The organism is Cryobacterium sp. Y62, from assembly GCF_002929785.1.
Classification (GTDB): Bacteria; Actinomycetota; Actinomycetes; order Actinomycetales; family Microbacteriaceae; genus Cryobacterium.
In genome coordinates, this window is the sequence record NZ_PJJK01000097.1 from 41650 (window position 1) to 56473 (window position 14824).

Genomic DNA, 14824 nt, shown 5'->3' on the forward strand with positions numbered 1-14824 from the left:
CAACTTCTTCGCCTCGTCGGTTTCGCTAAGATCTGTTTCGCGCAGAGTGCTCACAAGTTACCTGTCCTGGTACAAATTAGTGCAAATGCAAATTACATCAAATTGATGCTGGAAGATTCGGGGGAAAGGGCGGGAAGGGTGCGGGGCAACCAGGATTCGCGTTTGGTTTCAAATTCACTGATTCGCGCTTCGTCACGCAGGGTCAGCCCGATGTCATCCAGACCTTCGAGCAGCCGCCATCTAGTGTAATCATCGATTTCAAAATTCACCGTCAGATCGCCGACACGCACGGTTTTACTCACCAGATCCACGGTCAACTCAACGCCCGGCTCGCACTCGACCAGGTTCCACAGGGTTTCAGCATCCGCTTCGCTGATCTGGCCGGCGAGCAAGCCCTGCTTGCCCGAGTTGCCTCGAAAGATGTCACCGAAGCGCGGGCTGAGCACCACGTCAAAGCCATAATCGCGCAGCGCCCAGACCGCGTGCTCCCGCGAGGAACCGATGCCGAAATCGGCGCCGGCAATGAGTACCCGACCGCCCTGGTATTCCTTCTTATTGATCACGAATTCGGGATCGAGGCGCCAGGCTGCGAACAGGGCGTCTTCGAAACCGGTGCGTGTGACGCGCTTGAGGTGCACGGCCGGGATGATCTGGTCGGTGTCCACGTTGGATCGGCGCAGCGGCACCGCGATGCCGGTGAAGGTGGTGAATTTCTGCATGTTACTGGTCTCCATCCTGAACGAGGTCCCACGGGCTTGAGAGCGTGCCACGAATGGCCGTGGCGGCCGCAACGAGCGGCGACACCAGGTGGGTGCGCCCGCCCTTGCCCTGTCGTCCTTCAAAGTTGCGGTTGCTGGTCGACGCGCAGCGTTCACCCGGTTCGAGTTGGTCGGGGTTCATTCCGAGGCACATCGAGCAGCCGGCGAAACGCCACTCGGCACCGAAATCGAGGAAGATCTGGTCAAGCCCCTCGGCTTCGGCCTCGATGCGCACCCGGGCCGAGCCGGGAACGACCATCATGCGCAGTCCCTCGGCCTTGGTCTTGCCCTTGATGATCTCGGCGGCGGCCCGCAGGTCCTCGATTCGACTGTTGGTGCACGAGCCGAGGAAGACGGTGTCGACCCGAATCTGCTTCATCGGCGTTCCAGCCGTCAAGTCCATGTATTCCAGGGCCCGCTCGGCCGCCGAACGCTCGTTCGCGTCGATGATTTCGGCGGGGTTCGGCACGGACTCGCTCAGCGACACGCCCTGGCCGGGGTTGGTACCCCAGGTCACGAACGGTTCGAGCTCGTTTGCGTCGATGATGACCTCGGCATCGAAGCTGGCCCCCTCATCGGTGGCCAGGGTCTGCCAGTAGGCGACGGCCGCGTCCCAGTCGGCGCCGCGCGGTGCGTGGGCGCGACCCTTGAGGTAGTCGTAGGTAACCTGATCTGGCGCGACCATTCCGGCGCGGGCGCCGGCCTCGATCGACATGTTGCAAATGGTCATGCGCCCCTCCATGGAGAGGGCGTGAATGGCCTCGCCGCGGTATTCGAGCACATAGCCGGCTCCGCCGCCGGTGCCGATCCTGGCGATCACGGCGAGAATGACGTCCTTCGCCGTCACGCCTTCGCGCAGCGCACCGTTGACCGTGATCGCCATGGTCTTGAACGGGTTCAGCGGCAGCGTCTGGGTCGCCATGACGTGCTCGACCTCGCTCGTGCCGATGCCGAGCGCCATCGCCCCGAAGGCCCCGTGGGTGGAGGTGTGCGAATCGCCGCAGACCACGGTGATGCCCGGCTGGGTTAGGCCGAGCTGCGGGCCGACGACGTGCACGATGCCCTGCTCGATGTCACCGAGTGAGTGCAGCCGCACCCCGTATTCGGCGCAGTTGCGGCGCAGGGTTTCGATTTGGGTGCGGCTGGTCGGGTCGACGATGGGCTTGTCGATGGCGAGGGTCGGCGTGTTGTGGTCTTCGGTCGCGATGGTCAGATCGGGCCGACGCAGCGGCCGGTTGGCCAGGCGCAGTCCGTCGAAGGCCTGCGGGCTGGTCACCTCGTGCAGCAGATGCAGGTCAATGTAGATCAGGTCAGGGGTACCGTCTTCACCCTTGGTGACGAGGTGCTTGTCCCAGACCTTCTCGGCGAGCGTGCGCAGGGCGGTGTCGGAGATTCTCGTCGAAGTGGGTATTACATTGGTCATTTTGAGCGTCTTCCTCACGAATCGATGGCAGCCACGCCGAACTTGCGCGACGAGAAAGGCCTCAGTACAGGGACTCGTCGCGGCAGATAAGAAGTCGGTTCAGCACCACGGATTCAGGGTAACACCTCCCCCAGCGGCCCGGCTCGCGAACGCTCAGCCGACCGTCGACTTCACGTAGACGACGCTCACATTGTCACGTCCACCGTGTTCGATCGCAGCATCGACGAGAATGTCGGCCGTGCTGCGCCCGTCAGCAGCCAAGTGGATGTCCACAGCCAGCAACCGCGCAATCGTCACGTCGTCGAGTTCCTTGGTCAGCCCGTCGGAGCAGATCAGGAACGACTGCTCCCCCGCAGCGGGCAGCAGCCAGACGTCTGCGTCGACGAATTCGTCGGCGCCGATCGCCCGGGTGATGACATTGCGTTCCGGGTGCTTCTCGGCATCCGCTCGAGAAATCAGGCCAGCATCGACCATCTCCTGCACGGCGGAGTGGTCGATCGACAATTGGGCCAAAACGCCATCGGACCAGATGTAGACCCGGGAATCACCGACGTTGAACGCCATCCAGTGATAACCAACCTCGTCACCGGCATCGACCAGCGCAATCCCGGCCAAGGTCGTTCCCGACACCGCGGTGCCGGAGTCGCCGTCAGCGCTTAGATCACGTACGGCATCGTTCGACGAGTGGATGGCATCCAGAATGCGCTCGGGAGTGGACGGCAGGTCGCGGGCGATGTGCTCGTCGAACACGCGCAGCACGGTCTGACTGGCGACGTCACCCCGGGCGTGTCCGCCCATGCCGTCGGCCACCAGAAAGACCGGAGACTGCGCGAGAATGCTGTCCTCATTGACCTTGCGCACGTTGCCCACATCGCTGCGCACACTGAACACGAGACGAGCGGTGCTGTTGGAAAATTCGATGGTGCTCTGCTGATTCAGAGTCATGAATCCCCCGTTCGCCGCCACCTGGCCTCGTTCAATCATTCCCCAGCGTTGACCGAAATCTCTTCGGCGAGCGTGTGCCCACGCTTGCGAGCATCGTGACGGGCCTTGATCAGGCTCGCAACCGTTGCCACGGCCATGCTACCGATGATCACGCCGAGCGAAGTCCAGGTGTCGATCTCGGGTGCCCACAATATGGGGTCGCCGCCGTTGATGAAGAACACCTCGTTGGTGTGCATTGCGTGCAGCACGAGCTTCACGCCAATGAAGCCGAGGATGACGGCGATACCGTACTTCAGGTACTCGAGGCGTTCGAGCAGTCCGCCGAGCAAAAAGTACAGCTGCCGCAGGCCCATCAGGGCAAAGAGGTTGGCCGTGAAGACGATGAAGGGGCTTTGGGTGATGCCAAAGATCGCCGGAATAGAGTCGAGCGCGAAGATGAGGTCGGTTGTACCGATCGCAATAAACACGATCAGCATCGGGGTGAAGACCTTCTTGCCGTCGATCAGCGTGCGCACCTTGGAACCATCGAATTCCGAGGACATGCGAATGCGGCGACGGAGCAAACGAATGACACCGTTTTCTTTCTCTTCGGTTTCATCTTCAGACGAGAACGCCTGCTTCAACGCGGTGTAGAACAAGAACGCGCCGAAGATGTAGAAGATCCAGGCATAACTTTCGATCAGCTGGGCGCCGAGCAGAATGAAGATTCCACGCAGCACGAGGGCGATAATAATGCCCACCATCAGCACTTCCTGCTGGTATTTCCTCGGCACCGAGAATCGGGCCATGATGATGACGAACACGAACAGGTTGTCGATGGACAGGCTGTACTCCGTCAGCCAGCCAGCCAGAAATTGGCCAGCGTGTTCGGCGTCGCCGAGAACCAGCATCAGGAGCGCGAAGATCAGCGCGAGTCCCACGTAAAAAGCGACCCACAGGCCGGCCTCTCGCATGCTCGGAACGTGCGGGCGCTTGTAGACGATGAGCAGGTCGGCGACCAAAATCAGGGTCAGAACGACGAGGGATCCAGCTTCGAACCAGAGAGGGAGAGCGAGTTCCACGGGGGCCTTTCAAGATATGACGGGAGTCGGTGTTACAGAACCCGAAAGTCTCTCCCGCACCGAAAGCATCCGCTGGGAGCCCATCGATACCACCGCGACCGGGGCCCCGCCAGTGCGGCCCGTATTGACGATCGCGACATAAGGCCCGATCGGGCCCAGAGGGATACTCCCCTTCGCTTGCAAAATTCTAACAGTGCGTTGGTCGCGCTCAGCACTCGACCACCGTCGCCGCAGTGCCACCTATAGTTTAATCTTATGACTATGGACTGGGTTCGATGACGGCCCCAGGCACCCCGCAGGAGTACCTCGATTGGTCCGAGAACGGCGTGCCGGCCTCCGCGCTCTGGCGGTCGGCCAATAAAGCCCCGGCCCCGAAACGCGTCGTGCCGGTTGATGACAGCATCACCGCAGATGTCGCCTACCGGCTGGCCTCGCAAGGCGTCGCACTGCTCTGGACCGGCGACTTTCGGAACGCCCGCCAGATTCTGACCGCTCTGGAACACCGCACCAAGCCCCGGCCTGACAAGACCGAGCGCACGACCGCCGAACTGTTCTACCGCTATCGGCAGAACCGGTCGCATCGGGCCCGCATTCTTGGTCTGCTGCTGGTTCCGCTGGAGATCGGAAACGTCATCGGCTTGCGGCGAGCTCCCGACGTGCGCGCCGCCACGGTCGATGCTTATGGAAGCATCGCGGAGGCATCCGTTGTCTCCTTGCACGAGGTGCTCGGCACGATCGGTGCCCACCAGTGGCGCACCAAGGGCATTCCCGTCACCGCGCTGAACGCCTCGATCTACCCGCACTACGGCACCTTCTTTCCGGTGCGCAGCGAGTACGTCGACCTGGTTGCTACGGCCCCGCTGGCCGCACCGCAGGTGGCCTTCGACATCGGCACAGGCACCGGCGTGCTCGCCGCAGTGCTCGCGACGCGGGGTGTGCAGCGGGTGGTCGCGACCGATTTTGAGCCGCAAGCTGTCGCATCCGCTCGAGAAACGATGTCACAACTCGGGCTCAACGATCGGGTCGAGGTGCAGCTGACCGACCTGTTTCCCGAAGGGCGAGCCGATCTGATCGTCTGCAACCCACCCTGGATTCCGGCAACCGCCCATTCCCTCCTCGATGCGGCCGTCTATGACCCCGGGTCACGCATGCTCAAGGGTTTCCTGGCCGGGGTGATCGACCACCTGGAGCCGAATGGTGAGGTTTGGCTCGTACTCTCGGACTTTGCCGAGCTGGTCGGGCTGCGCTCCCGCGACGATCTCATGTCCGTGATCGATTCGGCTGGTTTGCGGGTCATCGCAGCGCTCGACGCGCTCGCCGTGCACTCGCGGGCACGCGACACGAGTGACGCCCTGCATGCGGTGCGCGCGAACGAAGTCACGTCACTCTGGCGCCTTTGTGCGAACTCAGACCGCGCCGCTCACGGCTTAAACTGAAAAACCCAGCCCCTTCAGCAGAAGGGAGCCGGGCAACTGTGACCCCAGCGGGATTCGAACCCGCGTTACCGCCGTGAGAGGGCGATGTCCTAGGCCGCTAAACGATGGGGCCGTTTTTGCAACTCACCGAGTATGCCACACGGAACAGCGCAGTTCCAAACTGAGCGCTCGCGGCGCGTCGCGACGACGGTAAACAGCATTCAAGAAAGCGGATGCTGTTGCGCCACGGCTCGAATCGCGCTTAGCTCGGGGCATGAAACTGACCAAGCTGGAGCATGCCGCCCTGATCGTCGAACTCTCGGGCAGCAAGCTGTACATTGATCCCGGCTCTTTCACCACGGCGCTTACTGATACGGCGGGCGCCGTCGCCGTGGTCATCACCCACGAACACGCCGATCACTGGACCCCAGAACAGCTGCACCGGATCGTCGAAATAAACTCTGACCTGCGTATCTTTGCTCCGGCCGGCGCAGCGCGGGCCATCGCCGCCTTCGACGCCGACCTCGACGTGACCACGGTGCAGGCCGACGACACCGCCATCGTCGAGCCGTTTTACTTGCGCTTCTTCGGCGCAACACACGCGGTCATTCACGAGTCGATCCCGGTCATCGACAACGTCGGGGTGCTGGTTAACGATGAGCTGTACTACGCCGGCGATGCCTTCACGATTCCCGAGGGTGTCGCGGTCGGCACGCTTGCGGTTCCGGCCGCAGCACCGTGGATGAAAATCAGTGAGGCGATGGATTACATTTTCGCCATCAAACCCAGGCGCAGCTTTTCCACCCACGAAATGTTGCTTTCCCGCGCTGGAAAAGACTTGTCCAACGTGCGATTCCAGAATGTCACGGAGCTCGGTGGCGGGGAGTTCTTTGCCCTGGAGCCGGGCGACAGCATCGATCTTTAGGCACGACCGGGCCTGGGCATCCGCTCGCAACGACCCACCCTCAGCTAGTCTGCAATTGCTGCGTCGTAGAGTGCAGTTACTGCAGATTAGGCCCGCGTGGGTCGCACAGAACTGAGGAAAGCACGATGAAGTCCGAATGGGTCATTGACGCGCGAGGCCTGGAGAAATCCTATGGGTCTGGGGCGAGCCGTTTCGATGCCTTGAAGGGGGTGTCTGTTCAGATCATCGCCGGCGAGTCCGTGGCCATTGTCGGCAAGAGCGGCTCGGGCAAATCGACCCTGATGCACCTGCTGGCACTGCTCGACGAGCCCGACCAGGGAACACTGCGGGTCACCGGCACAGATGCCAAGTCACTCTCGAAGCGCGCGGTCAATGAACTCCGCAATAAGGAGTTCGGCTTCGTCTTTCAGCAGTTCTTTCTCACCCCGAACGTCAGCGTGCTCGACAACGTCATCCTGCCGCTCAAGATCGCCGGCATGGGCGGCAAAGAACGACGGCGCCGCGGCATGGATGTTCTCAAACAGCTCGAGCTGACCGACAAGGCCGACAACAAGGCGACCACTCTCTCCGGCGGGCAAAAGCAGCGCGTGGTCATCGGCCGCGCTCTGGTCAATGTGCCGCGGGTGATTTTCGCCGACGAACCGACCGGAAACCTCGACACCGCCACAGGAGCAGTCGTTGAAGACATCCTCTTTGAGCTCAATCGCAGCCAGGGCATAACGCTCGTCATCGTCACCCACGACGAGGACCTCGCCGCTCGCTGTGACCGCCAAATCTATATTCGCGACGGACTCGTCGTGTCGCACACCGCCCCAACGACCGGCCCTGACGCCCAGCCCCTGAACTCCGCCGGAGGCGCAGCATGAGAACCAAAGATCTCATCGCCACCGCGATCTCCAACACCTTTCGCAGCAAGCTCCGCACGACGCTGACCGTTCTGGCGATCTTCGTTGGCGCGTTCACCCTCACCCTGACCAACGCGGTCGGCGCCGGCGTCAGCCAATACGTCGACGCCCAGGTCGGCGCCCTCGGCTCCCCCGATGTCTTTATCATCACCCAGGCCAGCGAAGCGACCGAAGCCGGCGACGGTCCGGTCGAATACGACGCCGAGAGTTCCGCAACGGTCTCCAGCCAACAAGGGCCTCCCGGCACCACGACCAAGGCGCTGACAAATGCTGACCTCATGACGATCGCTGAAACCGCCGGCATCGAGTCGGTCGACCCGATCCGTTCGGTGCAACCCGACTACATCGAATACCAATCTGGGACACCATACGAGTTCAGCATCAACGCCACCTCGGCAGTCACCACAGCTGACCTTACGGCGGGCGCCCAGCTCGATGGCAGCGCCAACGACGCGCAAGTTGTACTGCCGGACACCTTCGTCACTCCGCTCGGCTTTGCCTCGGCCGATGAGGCCGTCGGAGCATCCGTTTCGATCGGGATCACCGATATTCTTGGCCAGAAGCACACGGTCGACGCGACGATCGTCGGCGTCTCGCTCGACAGTCTGCTTGCTGCGGGTGCCGGTGCCAACGATGCGTTGATCGCCGAGTTGGCCGACGCGCAGTCCGGCGGCATCGAAACCGCCGTCACGAGCTACGGCGTGGCTGTCGCCCACTTTGATGCCGCTATGTCTGACGCCGAAGTGACCGTCCTCAAGGCTGATCTCGCCGCTGACGGCTACACCGCCAGCACGATCGCGGACCAGCTCGGCGCCGTGCAGACGGTGATCAACGGCATCGTCGGTGTGCTCAACGCCTTCGCCGTGATCGCCTTGATCGCAGCGGCATTCGGTATCATCAATACCCTGCTGATGAGCGTGCAGGAACGAACCAGAGAGATCGGCCTGATGAAGGCCATGGGTATGAGCGGCAGCAAGGTCTATACCCTGTTCAGTCTCGAAGCCATTTTTATCGGGTTTCTCGGCAGCGCGATCGGGGCCGGAGTGGCCATCGGCCTTGGCTCGGCGTTGAGTGCCGTGCTCTCACAGGGTTTCCTCTCCGGGCTGCCGGGACTGAATATTCTGTTGTTCGAACCGATGTCAGTGACTTTCGTCATTCTGCTGGTCATGGTGATCGCTTTTCTCTCTGGAACCCTTCCAGCCCAGCGAGCCGCCAAGCAGAACCCGATCGAGTCGCTGCGCTACGAATAGCGCTCATAGTGGAGATAAAGCGGATGACGCGTGAGCAACCCGAGTCTGTAGCTTTCCTATTGGTCAGACTCCAACGGCAACTGTTTTAATGGGGCTGCCCGCAACTTGGCCAGGTGCAGCGGGCGCATTGCGTGTCAGTGGCTCTGCCTCAACCGACGCGGCATTATCCGCAGCTCGCTGCAAGAGCCACGTGATCGTGTCCTAAAGCTCTTGATAGTGCATCGGCTTGGTGATGTATGCGCCACATCCGGCCTGACGCACTCGGTCCTGATCATGAGTCATGGCCAGCGCGGTCAGCGCAATGACCGGAATTTCAGCAGTAAGGGGGTCATTATTTTGCTGGGCAGTAGCGACGAACCCGTCCATCCCTGGCAACTGGATATCTATCAGAATCAGATCCGGCACTTCCACCCGAGCGATCAACAATCCGCTTTCGGCATCAGCGGCCCACGGCGTCGTATGGCCGGCATGTCGCACGAGCAGGGTGTCAAGCTTCATATTGACGGGGTTGTCTTCAACGATCAGAATTCTGGCCACGTCGTCATGTGCCCGCCGACTTGCCCCGAGAGCTGCTCGAGCGCAGAGCGCGCTTGACCTCGGCGATGAAGGACGTTCGGTCGAAGTTCTCCGTGCCCAGCACCCGCACTGGCTGACTCGGGTCGCTATCCACCACCGCTGATTCCTGCTTAGTGAGCGGTTTACCGGTCACAATCAACACGGGGATCTGTTCGGTCGTCGCGTCGCTTTGCAGCGCCAACACGACCTGATAACCGCTGAATCCTTCCATCATGAGGTTAAGAAGAACCAGGTCCGGATGCAACCTCTGCGCCATCTCGATGGCCGCCTCCTTGGTGAAAGCGCGCTCAACTGCATATTCCGGTTCGGTCAAAAATCGTGCGATCACGTCAACGGTTTCGGGATCATCGTCAGCAACCAGAACGCGTCGGGTGCGCAAGGATTCAGGGCTGAGGCCCAGCGCGTCCAACGACTGTTGCAGCGCGGCCCGACTGATCGGCTTTTCCAGTACAGCGGCCGCACCGTGGGTCAAGGCCAGGCTCACATCGGCTGCTCCGGCGATAATCACGATCGGCACCGCGGCGAGATCAGAGATCTCATGCAGGCGCATCAGAAAACCCCAACCGTCAATTCCCGGCAAACGGATATCCAGGGTGATGATACTCAGATTCTGGTGCGGAGCAATTTTTAACCCCTCTTCGCCGCTGTTAGCGACAATGACCCGAAATCCTTCGGCCTCCAACAGGAGCCGCAGCACTTCAGCGCCCTTGATGTCGTCCTCAATGATGAGGGCAACGTGTTTCTTCTCCGATCCATCGTGTGCGGGCAGACCCTGCAGACTCTCGGTCGCCCCCGGCGACGTTCCCGTCGATTCTTTCACGGCAGCGGCCTCACGGTCACGCTTGTCCGACAGCAAGGAGACACCCACGGCACCCTTGTCTTCCCGATTTGAAACATCACCTCCTGCCGCGTCTGCGGATCCACCGTCGAGGACAAGCGGCTCAGGCTTCGCCGCACTGTCCGCACTGTCCGCGCTGTCGGAGCCGTGGTAAGGATGAGGTTTGGGCGCGTCGTCTATCGACCTGGGTACTGTGCCCGTACTTTTCGCGGCGCGCAGCTCGGCGCCACCCCGCGACATTTTTGCCTCCGTGCCCGACCAAGCTGGGGCGATGTCGTCGGTCGCTCCGATTGGAATCCAGATGACAAAACTGGCACCCTCACCCATCTCACTTGCCACGGCCACGGTGCCACCCTGAAGCTCCACCATTTGTTTGACTGTGGCGAGACCGAGTCCGGTGCCTTCGAACTTTCGCGCCAAGGTGCTATCGATCTGACTGAAGGCAAGAAAAAGTTTTGATATGTTCTCGGCGGAAATACCCATTCCGGTGTCGTCGACGCGAATCTCCAAAAAGTGTTCGATGTCGCTCTTAGGCAGCGGAAAATCATGCACCGGCCGGGTACCGGCGATCGTCCCAATGGCGCTACGGGCTACTCGGCTTGCTTTAAGTGTGATCGTCCCGTTGTCGGGTGTGAACTTGACAGCGTTCGACAGCAGGTTGTACACGATTTGTTTGGTTTTCCGTCGGTCGAGCAACGGTTTTCCCAGGTTATCCGCTCCCTCAAACGCGAGGTGAAGGCCATGAGCCGAAGCATCACTTCGCACGATCAATAGGCTTTGGTCCAGTAGTGCACGCACATTAACCGGTTCCAACTCGATGTCCATCATTCCAGCCTCAACTTTGGATAAATCGAGGATGTCATTGATGAGGGACAAGAGGTGGTGCCCGCTGGCATAGATGTCCCCAACGTACTCACGCTGGGAGGCGGTCATCTCCCCCATGAGACCGTCCTTGAGCGCTTCAGAGAACCCGATGATGGCATTCAGCGGGGTGCGCAATTCGTGTGACATCGTTGCGAGGAACTTCGTCTTCATGCGGCTGGCTTGTTCCAGATCAATGTTCGTTTTACGAAGCGCTCCCTCCAGGCGCTTGCGCTCGGTGACATCACGGGCCGAGGCGAAAACGCCCTGCACCACTCGATCTCGATCGTAGAAAGTCGCGGCGTTGTAGGACACGTCGGTCTCATCTCCGTCGATGGACCGCACTGTGAGTTCGTAGTCGCACACCTTGCCTTCCGCCAGAGCACGTTTGATCGCCGTGTCAGCCCGGGCTGGGTCGGTGAAGAAGTTGCGGCAGGGGGCGCCAATGAGCTCGTCCCTGGTGCGCCCGGTTAGTTCGATCATCTGCTGGTTCACGTCAGAGATGATCCCCCTGGTATCGGTCATCATGAGCGCATCGATGTTGGATTCAATGAGAGACCGTGTATAAAACTGTTGGTCGCGCAGTCGTTGGTCGAGTACAGATTGGGCGATCGATGCCTGGTTGCGCGCCGTGTTGTCGGCGCTGATCAACAAGTAGCCGATAATCTTTTTGTCGGCGTCACGTAATGCCGTGACCGAAATTGTGGCTGGAAAGCGGCTGCCATCCTTGCGAATCGTAGTCAATTCATAGATGTCTTCGATTCCCCGGCTGGCTTTATAAACCAGGGCTTCAAAACCAGGCTCAATTTTCGTCCCGAGCTCGGCACTCAGCTCGGTTGCTCTGGCAATGATTTCTTCTGGATCGTGCAAGTCTCCCGGTACAACCTTGTTCACGATTTCTTGCTCTGTATAGCCGAGCAGGCGTTGCGCGCCCACATTGAAAATCTGAATGACACCGTCGGCGTCAGTAGCAATGCTGGAAAAATTGACGCTGTTGAAGATCGCGTCTTGCAGACTTATGGTCTGCTCCAACAGATTCTTTTCCAACGCCTCTTGGCGCTCGCTCGAACCACCCCGATCAGCAACGCTCTTCTCTGTTGTCGCTGGGGCTGTGTCAGATATCGCAGTCCGGGAATGACTTTTGCGGCTATGGGATGTCATGGTCATCACGCCTTCCGAGATCTACCGATACGAGGTGGAGTTTAAGTAGAAATTCAGCGCTTCGCGGTCGAGACGAATAGGCTCGCAGTCGGCAACTTTGCCTCGCTGGCCTACCGTGCGTCGACTTGGAAATATGCTCACTTATATCTATAGCATGAAAAAGAAAATGACCCCTTCTTGGGGCGGAGATCGCTGCACGGCGCTGCAGGAGGTTCGGCGCACCAAAGCAACATCCAGTATCTCTGTGGAGTTTCTCGACACCGTGCAGGTCAGTGGTTCTGATCATGCTGCAGTGAGTTCGGGAAGGGGAATCACCCCCGTGAGGATGCTGGCGTCGATGGTTGCGAGGGCGTTGTTGAATGCATCCAGTTGGCGCACGGAGCCCGCTGATCAGTAGCGGCGGGTTGAGGCTTCCGCTCGTCGTGTTGCTCGCCGTGGACAGCGCCGCCGAGGCGGAGCAGAGCTGCAGGGTTGGGGAATACGCCGACGATGAGGTTTGGCGTTTGATCTTTTTGTTGAGGCGCTCGATGGGGTTGGTTGGCCGGATCTGCCGCCAGTGTTCGGGCGGGAACCCGCAGAACGTGAGCAGGTCGCTGCGGGCGTCGTGGAGCATTTGGGCTGCTTTGGGGTGGGAGCGTTCGAGCATGCGGGTCACCTCGTCGAACTGCGCCTGAACGTGCTTGGCGTCGGGAGGGGCGAAGATGGTGCGGATGGCCTTCTTCAAACCGGAGTGCGAGTCGGAGATGACGAGGTTGACACCGTCGAGGCCGCGGATTTTCAACGACCGGAGGAAGCTGGTTTAGAACACCTCGGTCTCGCTGTCACCTCCGGAGAAGCCGAGGACCTCGCGGCGTCTATCGGCGGCACGCCGATGGCGACGATCGTAGCTTGGGAGATGACGCGGTGGTTGACGCGGGCCTCGCAATCCGTGGTGTCGAGAAACACGCAGGGGTACCCGGTCACGTAGGGGTCCCGGTCACGTAGGGGTCCCGGTCACGAAACGCAGCGACTTCCCCGTCTAATCCTTGCAATTTCGGGATACTTCGGACTTGGAGATGCCGGTGTCGGCGCCGATGAGGGCGGCCGCCTCGGCATCGATGAGTTCTTAGTGAAGGGTTTCGGTCGCGACGCGAATACGGTTGGGGACATGGGTGAGCTTGAGTTCTGCGAGGAGCTCAAGCAGGGCAGACTGGTCTAGAGCCATCTCTAATGGTTAGTAGCTGGCCTGGGGCTTGCTGGCAAGCTGGTATCGGCCTTTCCCAACGTGACTCAAGAGCCATCTGTCCCGCGAAAGCGGTGGCTTTCACACGACCTGTCCGCTGGGCTAGGTCGGTGCCGGCCTGACCCGTTTCGATGGCTTCATAGAAGGTTGTCCACCCACGCTCCGGCGGGGGTGTGACTCATTAGAGATCTGCCTCGCGACAATTCTCCCAGGCCCGGATAACGAACCATTTACCGGAAGAAGACACTTCGTGAGCACCGTGGCTGACACATACAAATACGTCATCGGCGTGGATACCCACGCCAAAACGCACACCTACGCAGTCGTTGCTGCCGCTACTGGCGCAGTCATTGACACCGCTTCGTTTCCCACCACCGACGCTGGCACCGCCCGCGCGATCGCATGGATTGAGCGACGCTCGGATGGGCAGCAGCTTGCCGCTGTCGAGGGCACCGGCTCCTACGGAGCAACCGTGACTCGCGCTCTCACCACCGCGGGGATCCGCGTCTGCGAGGTCAAACCACCCAAACGGCAGGCCCGGGATGGTCACCGTAAAACCGACCAAATCGATGCCGTGGCTGCCGCCCGCACCGCGCTTGGCACCGATGCGACCGCGCTGATTCTGCGGCGCGCCGACGGGCTTCGCAGCGCCCTTCGAGTTCTGCTCGTCGCGAGACACAGTATCGATTCCCAACGCACCAGCGACCGCAACGCGCTCAACGCGCTCCTGCGGATAATCAACCTGGGCCTCGACGTCCGCGCACCCCTGACCAATACTCAAGTCGACATCATCGCCACATGGCGCGATCGCTCCAGCGATGACACTGCCGCTGCCGTCGCCCGATCTAAAGCCCGCAGGCTCGCCTCCGCGATCCACCAGCGCACTCGCGAGTTGGAAACGAATCACGCGGCCCTGTCAAAGCACGTCGACGAACTCGCTCCAGGCATTCAGGACATCCCCGGTGTCGGACCATTCACGGCCGCTATCATCCTGACCGCTTATTCCCACCAAGGCAGAGTGCGCTCGGAAGCCGCCTTCGCGGCGTTGGCTGGCGGTAGCCCAATTCCGGCATCATCGGGAAATACGACCCGGCATCGCCTCAACCGCCACGGCGACCGTCAACTGAACCGAGCGCTCCACATTATTGCCCGCTGCCGCATGATCACCGACCCCACGACGAAAAGCTACGTTGACAGAAGAACCGCCGAAGGCAAAACCCGGCGAGAGATCCACCGCTGCCTCAAACGATTCATCGCCCGCAGCATCTATCGCTCACTGGCGACCCTTACTGCTTGACTTCAACCATAGAAGGGTCGTGTGATGTGTCTTTCTGTGAGGAACTTTGATCGGTACTCACTGACATCACACGATGATTTCTTGCGTTGTTGATCCAACGCCCCGAGGCCCTACGTGCCAGGGTTGGGTGAGGCCAGTAGCTAACAGCAAGTCCGCCGTGTGACGTAGGGCGAGAATCAGGAATCAT

At 60.6% G+C, this 14824-nt stretch carries 11 protein-coding genes, 1 tRNA gene and 1 pseudogene; 5 read left to right on the forward strand and 8 right to left on the reverse strand.

Features of this window, described 5'->3' with window-relative positions; all coding sequences use genetic code 11:
- Nucleotides 1-92 precede the first annotated feature (92 nt).
- The 4 genes from leuD to CXY71_RS07100 all read right to left on the reverse strand — a co-directional run bounded on the left by leuD (nucleotide 93) and on the right by CXY71_RS07100 (nucleotide 4187).
- Nucleotides 93-719 (reverse strand): 3-isopropylmalate dehydratase small subunit, encoded by a 627-nt coding sequence (gene leuD, locus CXY71_RS07085; protein ID WP_104134947.1) that lies wholly within the window; start codon nucleotides 717-719, stop codon nucleotides 93-95.
- Nucleotide 720: 1 nt separating this feature from the next.
- Nucleotides 721-2181 carry a 3-isopropylmalate dehydratase large subunit gene (leuC, locus tag CXY71_RS07090; protein ID WP_104134948.1) on the reverse strand — a complete coding sequence of 487 codons (1461 nt, stop codon included), beginning with the start codon at nucleotides 2179-2181 and terminating at the stop codon, nucleotides 721-723.
- Nucleotides 2182-2334: 153 nt separating this feature from the next.
- Nucleotides 2335-3126 (reverse strand): PP2C family serine/threonine-protein phosphatase, encoded by a 792-nt coding sequence (locus CXY71_RS07095; protein WP_104134967.1) that lies wholly within the window; start codon nucleotides 3124-3126, stop codon nucleotides 2335-2337.
- A gap of 35 nt (nucleotides 3127-3161) precedes the next feature.
- On the reverse strand, nucleotides 3162-4187 hold the full coding sequence (locus CXY71_RS07100) for a TerC family protein (RefSeq protein ID WP_104134949.1): 1026 nt from the start codon (nucleotides 4185-4187) through the stop codon (nucleotides 3162-3164).
- Nucleotides 4188-4462: 275 nt separating this feature from the next.
- Between CXY71_RS07100 and CXY71_RS07105 the strand changes: the two genes are divergently transcribed.
- A complete protein-coding gene (locus CXY71_RS07105) occupies nucleotides 4463-5623 on the forward strand; it encodes a class I SAM-dependent methyltransferase (protein ID WP_104134950.1) in 1161 nt (386 codons plus the stop codon).
- Between the two features lie 39 nt (nucleotides 5624-5662).
- Here CXY71_RS07105 and CXY71_RS07110 read toward each other — a convergent pair.
- Nucleotides 5663-5735 (reverse strand) — tRNA-Glu (locus tag CXY71_RS07110).
- Between the two features lie 141 nt (nucleotides 5736-5876).
- On the opposite strand from CXY71_RS07110, the gene CXY71_RS07115 reads away from it, so the two are divergent.
- The 3 genes from CXY71_RS07115 to CXY71_RS07125 all read left to right on the forward strand — a co-directional run bounded on the left by CXY71_RS07115 (nucleotide 5877) and on the right by CXY71_RS07125 (nucleotide 8682).
- Nucleotides 5877-6527, forward strand: coding sequence for an MBL fold metallo-hydrolase (locus CXY71_RS07115; protein ID WP_104134951.1), 651 nt, complete (start codon nucleotides 5877-5879; stop codon nucleotides 6525-6527).
- A 125-nt stretch (nucleotides 6528-6652) separates the two neighbouring features.
- Nucleotides 6653-7393, forward strand: a complete 741-nt coding sequence (locus CXY71_RS07120) for an ABC transporter ATP-binding protein (protein WP_104134952.1) — start codon at nucleotides 6653-6655, stop codon at nucleotides 7391-7393.
- Nucleotides 7390-8682, forward strand: a complete 1293-nt coding sequence (locus CXY71_RS07125) for an ABC transporter permease (RefSeq protein WP_104134953.1) — start codon at nucleotides 7390-7392, stop codon at nucleotides 8680-8682. Before CXY71_RS07120 ends, CXY71_RS07125 begins: the two co-directional genes overlap by 4 nt.
- A gap of 201 nt (nucleotides 8683-8883) precedes the next feature.
- On the opposite strand, the gene CXY71_RS07130 is transcribed toward CXY71_RS07125, so the two are convergent.
- From CXY71_RS07130 to CXY71_RS21895, 3 genes and pseudogenes are all read right to left on the reverse strand, one after another.
- Nucleotides 8884-9219 (reverse strand): response regulator, encoded by a 336-nt coding sequence (locus CXY71_RS07130; protein ID WP_104134954.1) that lies wholly within the window; start codon nucleotides 9217-9219, stop codon nucleotides 8884-8886.
- Nucleotides 9220-9223: 4 nt separating this feature from the next.
- Nucleotides 9224-12124: a PAS domain S-box protein gene (locus tag CXY71_RS07135; protein WP_104134955.1), complete on the reverse strand. Its 2901-nt coding sequence runs from the start codon at nucleotides 12122-12124 to the stop codon at nucleotides 9224-9226.
- A gap of 387 nt (nucleotides 12125-12511) precedes the next feature.
- Nucleotides 12512-13322: pseudogene (locus CXY71_RS21895) on the reverse strand (transposase); the annotation flags it as partial.
- Nucleotides 13323-13590: 268 nt separating this feature from the next.
- Here CXY71_RS21895 and CXY71_RS07145 point away from each other — a divergent pair.
- On the forward strand, nucleotides 13591-14637 hold the full coding sequence (locus CXY71_RS07145; RefSeq protein WP_104134957.1) for an IS110 family transposase: 1047 nt from the start codon (nucleotides 13591-13593) through the stop codon (nucleotides 14635-14637).
- The last annotated feature ends 187 nt before the right edge of the window (nucleotides 14638-14824 follow it).

Excerpts from the sequence above, each read along its gene's own strand:
- leuD (WP_104134947.1), bottom strand. The coding sequence starts at position 719 with ATGCAGAAATTCACCACCTTCACCGGCATCGCGGTGCCGCTGCGCCGA.
- leuC (WP_104134948.1), bottom strand. The coding sequence starts at position 2,181 with ATGACCAATGTAATACCCACTTCGACGAGAATCTCCGACACCGCCCTG.
- CXY71_RS07095 (WP_104134967.1), bottom strand. The coding sequence starts at position 3,126 with ATGACTCTGAATCAGCAGAGCACCATCGAATTTTCCAACAGCACCGCT.
- CXY71_RS07105 (WP_104134950.1), top strand. The coding sequence starts at position 4,463 with ATGACGGCCCCAGGCACCCCGCAGGAGTACCTCGATTGGTCCGAGAAC.
- CXY71_RS07115 (WP_104134951.1), top strand. The coding sequence starts at position 5,877 with ATGAAACTGACCAAGCTGGAGCATGCCGCCCTGATCGTCGAACTCTCG.
- CXY71_RS07120 (WP_104134952.1), top strand. The coding sequence starts at position 6,653 with ATGAAGTCCGAATGGGTCATTGACGCGCGAGGCCTGGAGAAATCCTAT.
- CXY71_RS07125 (WP_104134953.1), top strand. The coding sequence starts at position 7,390 with ATGAGAACCAAAGATCTCATCGCCACCGCGATCTCCAACACCTTTCGC.
- CXY71_RS07135 (WP_104134955.1), bottom strand. The coding sequence starts at position 12,124 with ATGACCATGACATCCCATAGCCGCAAAAGTCATTCCCGGACTGCGATA.